Raw genomic sequence first — 10,525 nt, 5'->3', positions numbered from 1 at the left:
CCGTACGCCGGCCCGCTGGCATCGATATTCGTAAGAGGCGCTCTCATCAATATTCTGAAAGCGCCCCCAACGGCTTACATCATAGACCACCACGGTCTCGAAATCGGCTTGCCCGCTTTCCACATCCATCAACAGCCGTTGCAGGCCGGGTCGCCCTTCGATGTTCAGTCCGCTGCGACCAGGGTCCTCGTACGTAGCGACGATGTCGTAACCCATGATGTCGGCATATTCGCCGATGGCGTCTCGCTGGTTGTGGATGGAATAGGTCTGAGTGTCGGTCGACATTCGCAGATATTGGGCAGCCCGGATCCTTGGCCTCGATGCCGATGCCTTTGAAATGCCGGGGTTCGTGACCATCGCTTGGTTGTGCACTACGTTGCGGAAGCGAAAGCATACCGACATGGGCCTGTCGTTTCGTTATGGTTTCCCAAACAGTTTGTGTCGAATGGGCCGCTTCTGCGCAGTTACTCATCAGTGCCTGCGATTGGTTCAACCACCGAGAAACCATGTCTCATATCGTGAGCATGCGTGCCGCCGTTCCGCCGCAATGGAACCGCACGTGACGATCGATAGGGATTTCAGACGTTAAGGGAGACTTCACATGACCTTCCAAAAAGCCATTGCCGCCGTGCTTCTGGCCGCCGCGCTCGCTGGCTGCCAGTCGCAGACTGAGGGCCAACAGCGAGCCACCACCGGTGCGCTCCTCGGCGGCGCCGGCGGCGCGCTCGTCGGCCAGGCGATCGGCGGCAACACCAAGAGCACGGTCATCGGCGCGGCTAGCGGCGCGCTGCTCGGTGCCGTCGTCGGCTCTGCCACCACCCCGCAGCGCCGCGGGGAACAGCTCTGCCGCTACCAGGACCGCTACGGCCGCATCTACACCGCGCCTTGTGACGACCGCTACTACAACGGCAACTACTGATGTAAAGCCGTCCTGCAGAAGGACGGCTTCCAACTATCCTCCGCACTCAGCCGGGATGCGCTGAGATAGGCGTGGTCTCCCACAGGCGGCGAGACTGAACGACACTATTGCACCAGGACCGGCGCTTGCCGGACAGCCCTTCGGGAATCCCCAGCATGCCAGGACCAACATGTTTCTGAGCCAGATTTTGAAGCACTGACGCGACCTTTGCCAAGCTGAAGCCGGCTGAAGTCGCATGAGCATCCGGTCGCCCCAGTGCCACGCCTCCTTACAAGTTGGCTGCCCACAGCGCCAGTGACGGCCCCATCGCTGGTGGAGGGATTGGCTCGGTTCCGGAGCTGCGTGATTGACTTGGCCGCGGTCAATCGACTTCGATCCAAGCTGGCGCATGGTCGCTAGGCTTCTCCCACCCGCGCAACTCGACGTCTACGCCGGCATTGCGGAGTTTCTCCGAAAGAGAAGGGCTCACCAGCAGATGGTCCATTCGGAGGCCGGAGCTTCGATCGTAGCCGCCCCTGTATGAGAAGTTCCAGTAGGTGTAGATGCCCTTGTCCGGATGGATACGTCGGACGGCGTCTGTCCAACCATTCGCAAGCATTTCGGCGTAAGCCCGCCGGCTTTCCGGGAAGTACACTGCGTCTCCTAGCCATCGTCGGGGCACGACGGCGTCAATTTCGGTCGGAACGACGTTATAGTCGCCGCAGAGAATGCTCATGGCGCCATCTCCGAGCAACTGCTGGCCGTAGCTAATCAGCCGATCGAACCACCGGAGCTTGTAGTCGAATTTCGGGCCTGGCGCCGGGTTGCCGTTGGGCAGGTAGAGGCAACCCACAACAAGCCCATTAACCTCGGCCTCGATGTAGCGGCTGTGCGTGTCGTCCGGGTCCCCCGGCAGCCCGCGTCGACGTTCTAGCGGTTCCGCCCCCCGAGCGAGAATAGCTACCCCATTGTAAGATTTCTGGCCGTGCCAGATCGCGCCGTAACCGGCTCCCTTGATCGCGTCGGCAGGAAACTTCTCGTCAGACGTCTTGAGCTCCTGAAGGCAGACGATGTCGTACTCGGTTTCACCCAGCCACTTGAGCAGCACGGGCAGGCGGCCGTTGACCCCGTTCACGTTGAAGGTTGCGATGCGAGTCATTTTGGACTTTCCGTAGGCTAGGCTGCGCCCCTCAACGCCGAACCGGTGATTACGATCCACGTCTCCGTGCAAGAATAGCTAATTGATCATCAATGCAACGAAGAACCTCCGCAGTAAGAGTGTTCGCATGTCGAAAGTCGTCTGTGTCCGCACCCCTATACAAGCAACCATGCCCGCCGCTGCGCTCGACTTATTCAAGCTGACAAGTGATTTGTCTATCGCCTCTGGCGACCGTCGAGCGCATACGCCCATCACCGCACTGCGGCTTCATCGATGGTCAGGTCCAATTCCTTCCGCGAACGCAGCCGAACGTGCCACGGTCATCAGAATCTGCAACTCTTCCAAATCGCGACCGGCCTTTGTCCGATTTGTGATGGCAGACGAGATCGCGCGACACAGGCCATTCAACTCCATAGTTTGCCGAGTGGCTTCGCGCGAGGAAGCGCGAAGTGATGGTGCTCGCGATTCTGCGATCAGCCAGGTTGCTGGCGATTGGATGAGCCAAAACGAGTTGGCAGTTGAGGATGCAGGCCTGTTCGGCAGATACTCCAACTTGCCTGCTGTTCTCTTCAACGAGCCGCCGGCCGTTTGATCCAGCGACTCCACAAGCCTGCAGGCCAGCGGAACCAGTGCCGGCCCGCACGCAGTTCCATACGTTGGCCTTTTTTATTGGAACTGAACCGCCACGGCGAAGTTCTTTATAAGCTTGGAAGTCCCCTCAACCGAGCAGATAGACAAAGGCCCGTCACTGCTTCTTCAGTGGCGGGCCTTGCTTAATTCATATCTAAATAACCCGGGGGTCCAACGCCTCGGGTTATGCCCCTGATTCATCCCTGGGGCGCCCGCCGCTGCCGTGAATGGGGCGGCGGGCAATTGAAACTTTGGCTGGAGGTGGTTCAGAACCCAGCCGTGAGACCATGACCACGCACTCTCCTGGTCTCCGGCCGTCGCAAGGCCGGCTGTCATAGCGGGCTTTCCGTAATGGACGGGAAAGAATCATCGTCCGGGCGGCCCACCAAGTGAGTTGATTGCTCGCTGCCGGCTTGGCTACGCAAGAGGGATCTGCTTAGGGAGATTACCCAGCACTTGGTTCGTTCGGTGGTGACGGATGTCGCTGATTTAGCAGCATAGACAGGGCTGTAATGATCTGAGGTAGCGCGAAAGGCTTGGTGATCATCACGCTTTCTGGAACACCTTCGGCACCCCAGTTAGGGGCGCTGTCCCCGCTGATATAGATCACCGGCATCATCGCATTGGTTTGCCTCACATGGCGAGCAACTTCCCAGCCAGATCGGCCGTCACCTAGGCGGATATCGGATATCAAAGCGTTGAACGATCCAGGCGGCATCAAAGGCAGACAACGCTTGGCCCGCGCTATTCACACCGACAACATCGAAGCCCGCTTCAACGAGTCCCCCTTCGATATCGAGCAATATCATTGGTTCGTCTTCAACGACGAGAACCAGGCCATTCATCATCATGAATACATCCCCTGGCGCCATGAACGGGGGACGGCATTTTTAGTTCCGTCCAGTCCCCTCACGTAGGCGCGAGTCTGGCATGCTCCGGTACGGAATAGCACCAACGATCCCTTCCTCCGGGCATGGGGTTCAGACCGAGAGACGAGCCTGCTAATTGACGCTGGCGCGGGCGCGAGAGAGGAAGACACTTCGCCTCCGCGAACGCCGACGGAAGATGGAAGCGAATTGCCGAAGCTGCGGCCGATGGCCCATATTCCACCCAGGGGTTGATGTCATCTCAGTCGCGGAATTGATGAAGAAGGTCTTCGGCGACGCCAAAGTGGTCGGGATCGGGAGCGCGAGATCGAGGGCAGGGTCTATAAAGCGATCCTTGATCGATCGTTTATCACGATGCGGCTCGGTGGATTTAGGTTAGCCGGCGATCGCTAAGCCTATGTCCAGGTCCATGGGAACCTTGTCGATCGCCACAGATTGGTACAATCGGCGACAGCGTTGCACAGGCCTGTCGCTGACCAAAGACCCAATCTCTGGTCGGCCCGCACCTCGCCAAGGGGTGCGGGTCATTCGCGCCGTGAGAAATCAACCGGGGAATACGATGAAGAAGCCCGACGAAAAGCCTACGCTGGTAAAACGTGAGCGCCTGAATACAGTTACTGCCCAAGTCGTGGTCATGGTATCGGGGCCGGTCACTTAGCCGGGATTGCGTTCGAGTGCATTACCAGGCGCGGTGGTTTTGGCCGGCGGGCTCTCTGCCCTTGAGAAGCCTTTGACGACCTAATATCGGGTGTATTGCCATCAGCCGCTCGTGTTCCGTGAAAGAATGCCAGACAACTTGGGGTGTTCACACATCTGACCCAGCACTCTGGCACGCTCTAGCGGCGCCGGCGTCATCCCGTCGGGCGCTTGGCAGGTTTCTCACCATCAATGATAGATCCATAAGGCGGCTTGGCGGGCAAGAAATTTATTCCCTATTTGTTCTCATGGTGCACGATCCAATAACACGCTGGGAAGGCGACCCGGCACAACATGTGAAGAGGAAATGCAGCTGCTGGAATCCGTTACTGCCGATCTGCCGATCTCATGTCGGTCTATGGCGGCGGCGTGGACCCGTTGAAGCAGTCGACTGTAGCCGGTGCAAGCCGCAAGCGAAGGTCACGCTGATCGAGCTAGAGGCCGCGGCCATCGTCTAAGCCGATCATCTTCGCAAGCGCTTCCTTCGTCTGAGCCCGTAAGTTCCGTCGCAAGTGCGAGGCGTCCCGGTAGATGAACTCGCCGTTGACGTAAGTCGTGCAGTGATCGTTTGGGCACATGCCAGGACCCGGATCGACGAAGGACAAATGGTTCTCAGCGGCCAGCGATTTGAGGGCCGCAGTAATCGGTCGACGCACCGACGTGGCCCATTTGCTGTTCATCTCCGTCGAGCACCGGCGTCTTAGAAGGTTACTCGCCTTGTTAACAGCGCAGGAAGTCAAATCCTCGGCGGGCCCTGGCGTCGGACCGACAATTGTGATCCGTCGATTGGCTGCCGCAATCTCTGGAAGGAGTATCTGTAAACCCTCGCGTACCAATGAAATCTTGTCGGCCTGATGTCCGTCGGCCGCAACGATGTCGGTGAATTGCAGCCCTGACCAAGCAGCGGCCAGAACCACAACGTCAACGTCAGGCCGCTGGCGTAGCATTGTGATCGCCGCTTTCTGCGATGACGCACAGCGGTCCTTGTAATTGGGCGTCTCGGGAAAGTTGCGATAGATCCTATCGCCGAGCGCAGCTGGGCACGGTTCGTATAGAAAGAATGCCGTATCTTTTCGCTGACCGACAATATCAAGTAGCGGGGCAAGATGGTCGGCATGGCTGTCACCCCAAAGAATCCCGTGGTGCTTGGCTGATCCCCACGGAGCGCCGAAGGCACAGTAGGTAACGCCGAGTTCAGGGATGTTGACCGTCTGCGGGCATGGCCAATCCCACATCGCTTCGAGGCTGCGCATCGCCAGAGCATCATTAGAAACTCGGCTGGCAAATCCGCCAGCTTGCGAGATCGCGTCGCCAGTCGACGCGACTATCAAGGCTGAAGCGGCGCCGGCGGTGATCGCTTTCAAGGGCACAGGCCGGAGGCGACGCACGGGCTCCTCGACGTAGCGCCAAGAGAGGGAGGCGATCAGAACCGTGAACAGCAAGATTGATCCGGTCTCCGTCGCCGTCGGTACAGCACCGCCGTTATAGTGACGGAAGAAAACAAAAACTGGCCAATGCCAGAGATAGAGGCTGTAGGAAATTTTGCCCGTGAAACGCAATGGCGGAATCGAGAGTGCAGATATGACTGGCGAAGGTGGACGACGCCAAACCAGCAATCCGGCGCCGAAAACTGGAGCGAGCGCATTCACTCCAGGGAAAGCATCGTCTGGCGACAAGCGCAGAATGCTCAGCGCAATCATAAGCAACCCCAGGCAGCCTAACCAATCGAAAGATGGACGCCTTGGGACCGGGAGGAACACAAGTAGGCCGCCAGCCCCTAATTCCCACGCCCTGCTGAAGGGGCCGTAAAATGCCTGTTTGGGATCGGAGGCTACTAGATGCACCGCTATCGAAAAACTGGCGACGGCCACCACGCAGATTGCTACGACCGCAACACCCGGCCGCCCGTGTGAAATACGGCTGATGGCAAGCAGCAGAGCAGGCCAGATGAGGTAAAACTGCTCTTCGACCCCTAGCGACCATAGATGCAGCAGCGGTTGCAGCGCTGCCTCCCGGTCAAAATAGCCTGTGTTCCAAAGGAAGTAGTAGTTCCCAAATCCCACTGAGGAATAGGACGCACTTTTTCCCAAGCTAACATAGTCGCCTGGCAGGAGCAGAAACCAACCGGCGATGAGCGACACCGCGATAACAACTAACATCGCAGGCAGAATTCGGCGAACGCGTCGACCATAGAATTCGGTCAATGAGAGGCGGTTCGGCCCAACTAGAATACTAGTGATCAGATAGCCGGAGATCACAAAGAAAACATCGACCCCGGCGAAACCACCCGCAAAGCCGGGGACGCCGAAATGGAACATTATGACGGCGATCACCGCTACGGCACGTAGCCCATCAATGTCGTGCCTATAGTCGTTGAACTTCACGGATGCCCCTGGCGCCCTCCACGCGTCTACGCGTCGCGACAATAACCAAAATCCAAATCTGAACAACCTGCCCCAAAGCGGCGGAAAGGATTATCCATGGCACTTTCCCGTGAAAAGGAATCGCATGCCCGCGTACTCGCGCATGAGGGCGGCTATTCGAACCATCCAAACGATACTGGCGGCGTCACGATGAAGGGTGTCACCCAGCGGGTCTATGATGCCTATCGGAAGAGCAAGGGCCAATCCACGCGCTCGGTCAAAGCCATCCAGACGGCCGAACTAAACGAGATCTATGATCGCCAGTATTGGGACGCTGTGAAAGGCGATCTCCTGCCGGCCGGCGTTGTCTACGTGCTCTTTGACGGCGCGGTGAACTCCGGCCCCGGTCGTTCGATCATGTGGTTGCAACAGGCGCTGCGGCCTGCCTATACCGGGCCGATAGACGGCGTCATGGCGTCGGGACTTTGGCGGCGCTCAAGGCCGACAAGAACAACGACGCGTTGATCGATCGCATTTGCAACCCGCGCATGGCCTTCCTGAAGCGCCTTGGCACCTTTGCCACCTTTGGCAGGGGTTGGACCGCTCGCATTGCCGAGGTGCGCTCCATCGGCCAGGCGTGGGCAACTGAGCAGGTGCCGCAGTCGGCCGCTTCTATGACGGCGGCCAAGCGAAGGCTTTCGTCGAAGACGCTGAGACTCCGCCCTCAACCGCGCCGGCCGATGCGGCGATCGGCGCCGGCATTGGCAAAGGTGGTATCGCTGGCACGCTGCAGGATCTTCAGAATCAACTCTCGCCGATGTTCTACGGCAGCGAGTTCATCATGAAGGTGGTGCTGGTGTTGGCTGTCCTCAGTCCCGCGCTGCTGCTAGGCGGTGTTGGATATCGCTACTATGCCGGCTGGAAGGCGCAGCACATCGCGGTCGCGCTGGGCGGCGAAGTCTCGGAATGACTTGGCTCATTACGCTTGTCGCCGGCTTCGCTGGCGTGCCACGGCCGATGGCCGGCATCATCGCGTGGGCCGTCATCGCCTTAGCCGTCTCCGACACCGCGCTCAGCGTCTACGAACTCATCAAGCACAAAGGCGCCGACGAAGTCCGCGCCAAGATCGAAAAGGAGAACACTGATGCGATCTACAAGGGCATCGACGCTCGCATGTCTCTTGACGAGTGCATTGACGCTGGTGGCGTGTACGACTTCGGGCGTCAGCCGTGTGGTGCCGCTACGCTCGGCCCTCGGTAACAGCCTGGCCCGCCGGGTTGCGTCGAATGAATTAGCCAGGCCTGTCGGCTCGGCCGGCGGGCTTTTTGCGTTTCAGCGTTTGACGACTTCGGGCTTCAATCGCTCATATGCCTCGGCTGTTCGATGCAAATCGGCTAATCTACCTCAAAAGGACATGGTGTGATCGCGGAAGCTTCCTCCGGGCGGCTCGGCGCCGGGGGCATCGAGAGGCGGCGGGCGCCGAGCCTAACCGGCGGGACACAGGGTTGGGATGACAGCATCCCGTCGGCTAGCCCGACTATGCGCCACCCTCCGATATGAACGAAGTCATCCGAAAGAAGGTGCGCTACCTATCGCCCGAAACTCGCCGGGCGAAGGACCCCAACCACCTCAAGCCCGGCGAGCCTACTACCTGATCGCTACGCGATCAGGGCCGGGATTACCGGCACGAAGTCCGAAGCAAGAGCAATGCCAGCACCATAGTGCTGCAATGGGACAGGAGGAGGCACCGCGGGCCAACAGGGGCGCCAGGACGCGCACGGGTCTACTATGAATCAGAACTGCGGGCATTACTGCTGCGGCCTTGGCTTCGCTGGCCCAGATCGCTATTTTGAAAAGTCCGCGGGAGGCTGAGGCTCATCCAGGCCGAACTTATCTACGGTGCCTTCTATCTCGTCCACAACACGCAACCAATGTTCTCGCACGGCATCCTTGGCGGAAAGAGAAATCGCCGTGATCAATTTGACCGCACTCGCGGCGTCTTCAGCGGCCACAACGTGCGAGCCAACGACCTCGTCACCGTGCATTTCTTCGACTTGGTATTTCGGCATTGATGGACGCTCCTTTTTTCAGCAACCCCCTTCGGAGCACAAACCTTAAGCGTCCGGAACTAACCACTCCTATAAGGCAGGCCCGTCACGTATCCTCCCGCGACGGGCTTTTCACGTCGGTACTTAGGTCTTGAATTGCAACTTTGTGCGCTTCGACTGTCACATTACATCATTATGTGGGTCGGCCAATGGCGGACCAAGAACCATATCGCGGATGCGACCAGGGCAAAAATAGCAAGGTATGCCAGGATAAACCGTACAGACGACATGAACCGCTCCAGAACACGACAGTTAAGGACTTAGCTTCGGAGTGTCGCTTGATCGGAGCGACGGTCCAGCTCGGTGGCCGGCTCTATTTGCTGGACCGGGTGAATTTCAGGATCGTCGCTTCCCGCTCCGGCTCCGGCTCCGGCTCCTGTTCCGGCTCGGGCTCCGGCTCCAGCGGCTCGTGCCCCGGCTCCTCGTGATAGAAAACCTGACGCAGATCGCGCTGGTCGACCCGCTGTCCGCAGCTCGGGCAATTGTAGAAGTGGCCGTCTGACCGAATGAGGTCGTCTCGGTTGAGCACGCCGGGGATCGGAGGGCCAAGGTCGGATAGCTTTGTCATCGCTATCGAACATCCCTCAGTGATAAAAGTTCCCGGAACCATTTTAGGACATGCTAATTGAATCACCGGCAGTCGGTGTCGACTGCTGACCAACGTCCCCGAGACCTCGGTCGGCCCGCGTCAGTGGTTGGGCAAGGCGCGGGCCATCGCATTCGGAGGCCTGGCAATTTGAGCACTCGCGGCACAAACTTCTTAGACTGGTGGATAACCAACAACGTTCCCAAGACGGGCGTGATCGACGTCATCTCGATTGCGGAACTGGCCCAGCAACTGTTCGCCGACGCCAAGGCTGTCGGAATCAGCAGCGCGGAGATCGAGGAAGACACCGAAAGCGCCTACGAAGCGATCCTTGATGCGATCGTGCATCACGATGCTGGCTTGGCGGATTGATTTCAACAAATCTAACGATTGGGAAGACGCACCGGAAGGCACGTTTGGTAACTGTTGATTCAACCATTGCTGGTATTTAGAAGGTAGGGTGACGGCTCCGACAGCGCGGTGGGATGTGCGTGCCGGAGCCGCCCGCGCAGTCCGGGTTGGGGTTTGACCGCGCTGTTCCAAAATAGGACAGCGCGGTCAACGAATCGTTAAAATTTACCGGAACTAATTAAGCGCATGCTAATTGAATCGCGGTTCCGCGAGTCCTGTGCATGCGTTTAAAGTTCATCGAGCCGTTGATGCCGACCTTGGTGGAGAAACCTCCCGAAGGCGATGGGTGGACTCACGAGGTGAAGTTCGACGGCTACCGGTCGCTGATCATCAAGGACGAGGAAGGCGTGCGAATCTTCACCCGTCGCGGGCTGGACTGGACGGCCAAATACCGAGACCTCGCCAAGGAGGCTGGCGACCTCGATGTCGATAGCGCCATCATAGACGGCGAGGTCATCGTGTTGAACGACGCAGGGCTTTCTGACTTCGGTGCGCTGCGCAAGGCGATCAGCAGGCGGCAACATGACCTGTATTTCGTCGCCTTCGATCTCCTGCACATCAATGGCCTCGATATTCGCGACATGCCGCTGGAAGAGCGTCGCGAGATCCTCGCCGAGATGATCCCAGTGGGACAGCACATCCAGTTCAGCCAGGCGCTGCCGGGCGAGGCGAGGGTTATCTTCCACCTGATCGACCAGGCCGGCATGGAAGGCATGGTATCTAAGCGGCGCGACAGCAAATATCGCAGCGGCATGTCGACGAACTGGCTGAAGGACAAATGCTAGAC

The 10,525-nt window shown here is 58.7% G+C and carries 14 protein-coding genes; 8 read left to right on the top strand and 6 right to left on the bottom strand.

Annotated features, from left to right (window positions below):
* Positions 1–357: recombinase family protein (locus EOA36_RS15830; protein WP_281040059.1), on the bottom strand; the 357-nt coding region annotated here is incomplete at its 3' end.
* A gap of 244 nt (positions 358–601) precedes the next feature.
* Here EOA36_RS15830 and EOA36_RS15825 point away from each other — a divergent pair.
* The gene (locus EOA36_RS15825; protein WP_127278430.1) at positions 602–919 is read left to right on the top strand and encodes a YMGG-like glycine zipper-containing protein; all 318 of its coding nucleotides are present in this window, start codon (positions 602–604) and stop codon (positions 917–919) included.
* Between the two features lie 361 nt (positions 920–1,280).
* Here the strand turns inward: EOA36_RS15825 and xth are convergent, their stop codons facing one another.
* A complete protein-coding gene (xth, locus tag EOA36_RS15820) occupies positions 1,281–2,057 on the bottom strand; it encodes an exodeoxyribonuclease III (RefSeq protein WP_127278429.1) in 777 nt (258 codons plus the stop codon).
* Between the two features lie 127 nt (positions 2,058–2,184).
* Between xth and EOA36_RS15815 the strand changes: the two genes are divergently transcribed.
* Positions 2,185–2,649, top strand: coding sequence for a hypothetical protein (locus EOA36_RS15815; protein ID WP_127278428.1), 465 nt, complete (start codon positions 2,185–2,187; stop codon positions 2,647–2,649).
* Between the two features lie 706 nt (positions 2,650–3,355).
* Here the strand turns inward: EOA36_RS15815 and EOA36_RS38285 are convergent.
* Both EOA36_RS38285 and EOA36_RS15805 read right to left on the bottom strand, forming a co-directional pair.
* On the bottom strand, positions 3,356–3,538 hold the full coding sequence (locus EOA36_RS38285) for a hypothetical protein (protein WP_245464370.1): 183 nt from the start codon (positions 3,536–3,538) through the stop codon (positions 3,356–3,358).
* Positions 3,539–4,704: 1,166 nt separating this feature from the next.
* Positions 4,705–6,654: an acyltransferase family protein gene (locus EOA36_RS15805; protein WP_189343604.1), complete on the bottom strand. Its 1,950-nt coding sequence runs from the start codon at positions 6,652–6,654 to the stop codon at positions 4,705–4,707.
* A gap of 96 nt (positions 6,655–6,750) precedes the next feature.
* Between EOA36_RS15805 and EOA36_RS38280 the strand changes: the two genes are divergently transcribed.
* Genes EOA36_RS38280 through EOA36_RS15795 form a run of 4 tightly spaced genes read left to right on the top strand, consistent with a single transcriptional unit; the run spans position 6,751 to position 7,893 of the window.
* Positions 6,751–7,158 (top strand): glycosyl hydrolase 108 family protein, encoded by a 408-nt coding sequence (locus EOA36_RS38280; protein ID WP_245464369.1) that lies wholly within the window; start codon positions 6,751–6,753, stop codon positions 7,156–7,158.
* Positions 7,119–7,478 (top strand): hypothetical protein, encoded by a 360-nt coding sequence (locus EOA36_RS38275; protein WP_245464371.1) that lies wholly within the window; start codon positions 7,119–7,121, stop codon positions 7,476–7,478. Before EOA36_RS38280 ends, EOA36_RS38275 begins: the two co-directional genes overlap by 40 nt.
* Positions 7,451–7,603, top strand: coding sequence for a hypothetical protein (locus EOA36_RS38270; protein ID WP_245464368.1), 153 nt, complete (start codon positions 7,451–7,453; stop codon positions 7,601–7,603). Before EOA36_RS38275 ends, EOA36_RS38270 begins: the two co-directional genes overlap by 28 nt.
* A complete protein-coding gene (locus EOA36_RS15795; protein WP_127278426.1) occupies positions 7,600–7,893 on the top strand; it encodes a hypothetical protein in 294 nt (97 codons plus the stop codon). Before EOA36_RS38270 ends, EOA36_RS15795 begins: the two co-directional genes overlap by 4 nt.
* Before the next feature lie 584 nt (positions 7,894–8,477).
* Here EOA36_RS15795 and EOA36_RS15790 read toward each other — a convergent pair.
* The gene (locus EOA36_RS15790) at positions 8,478–8,702 is read right to left on the bottom strand and encodes a hypothetical protein (RefSeq protein ID WP_127278425.1); all 225 of its coding nucleotides are present in this window, start codon (positions 8,700–8,702) and stop codon (positions 8,478–8,480) included.
* Positions 8,703–9,054: 352 nt separating this feature from the next.
* Complete coding sequence (locus EOA36_RS15785) at positions 9,055–9,309, bottom strand: hypothetical protein (protein WP_189553243.1); 255 nt, start codon at positions 9,307–9,309, stop codon at positions 9,055–9,057.
* Between the two features lie 168 nt (positions 9,310–9,477).
* On the opposite strand from EOA36_RS15785, the gene EOA36_RS15780 reads away from it, so the two are divergent.
* Entirely contained in the window at positions 9,478–9,699 is a 222-nt protein-coding gene (locus tag EOA36_RS15780) for a DUF768 domain-containing protein (protein WP_127278424.1), read from the top strand.
* A 260-nt stretch (positions 9,700–9,959) separates the two neighbouring features.
* Entirely contained in the window at positions 9,960–10,523 is a 564-nt protein-coding gene (locus tag EOA36_RS15775) for an RNA ligase family protein (RefSeq protein WP_127278423.1), read from the top strand.
* The last annotated feature ends 2 nt before the right edge of the window (positions 10,524–10,525 follow it).

This window comes from Mesorhizobium sp. M8A.F.Ca.ET.021.01.1.1 (assembly GCF_003998025.1).
GTDB lineage: Bacteria > Pseudomonadota > Alphaproteobacteria > Rhizobiales > Rhizobiaceae > Mesorhizobium.
This window is presented reverse-complemented; position numbering and strand designations above follow the sequence as displayed.

Coding starts and splice junctions, on each gene's coding strand:
- EOA36_RS38280 (WP_245464369.1), top strand. CDS start 6,751: ATGGCACTTTCCCGTGAAAAGGAATCGCATGCCCGCGTACTCGCGCAT.
- EOA36_RS15825 (WP_127278430.1), top strand. CDS start 602: ATGACCTTCCAAAAAGCCATTGCCGCCGTGCTTCTGGCCGCCGCGCTC.
- EOA36_RS15790 (WP_127278425.1), bottom strand. CDS start 8,702: ATGCCGAAATACCAAGTCGAAGAAATGCACGGTGACGAGGTCGTTGGC.
- EOA36_RS15775 (WP_127278423.1), top strand. CDS start 9,960: ATGCGTTTAAAGTTCATCGAGCCGTTGATGCCGACCTTGGTGGAGAAA.
- EOA36_RS15785 (WP_189553243.1), bottom strand. CDS start 9,309: ATGACAAAGCTATCCGACCTTGGCCCTCCGATCCCCGGCGTGCTCAAC.
- xth (WP_127278429.1), bottom strand. CDS start 2,057: ATGACTCGCATCGCAACCTTCAACGTGAACGGGGTCAACGGCCGCCTG.
- EOA36_RS38270 (WP_245464368.1), top strand. CDS start 7,451: ATGTTCTACGGCAGCGAGTTCATCATGAAGGTGGTGCTGGTGTTGGCT.
- EOA36_RS15815 (WP_127278428.1), top strand. CDS start 2,185: ATGTCGAAAGTCGTCTGTGTCCGCACCCCTATACAAGCAACCATGCCC.
- EOA36_RS38285 (WP_245464370.1), bottom strand. CDS start 3,538: ATGATGATGAATGGCCTGGTTCTCGTCGTTGAAGACGAACCAATGATA.
- EOA36_RS15795 (WP_127278426.1), top strand. CDS start 7,600: ATGACTTGGCTCATTACGCTTGTCGCCGGCTTCGCTGGCGTGCCACGG.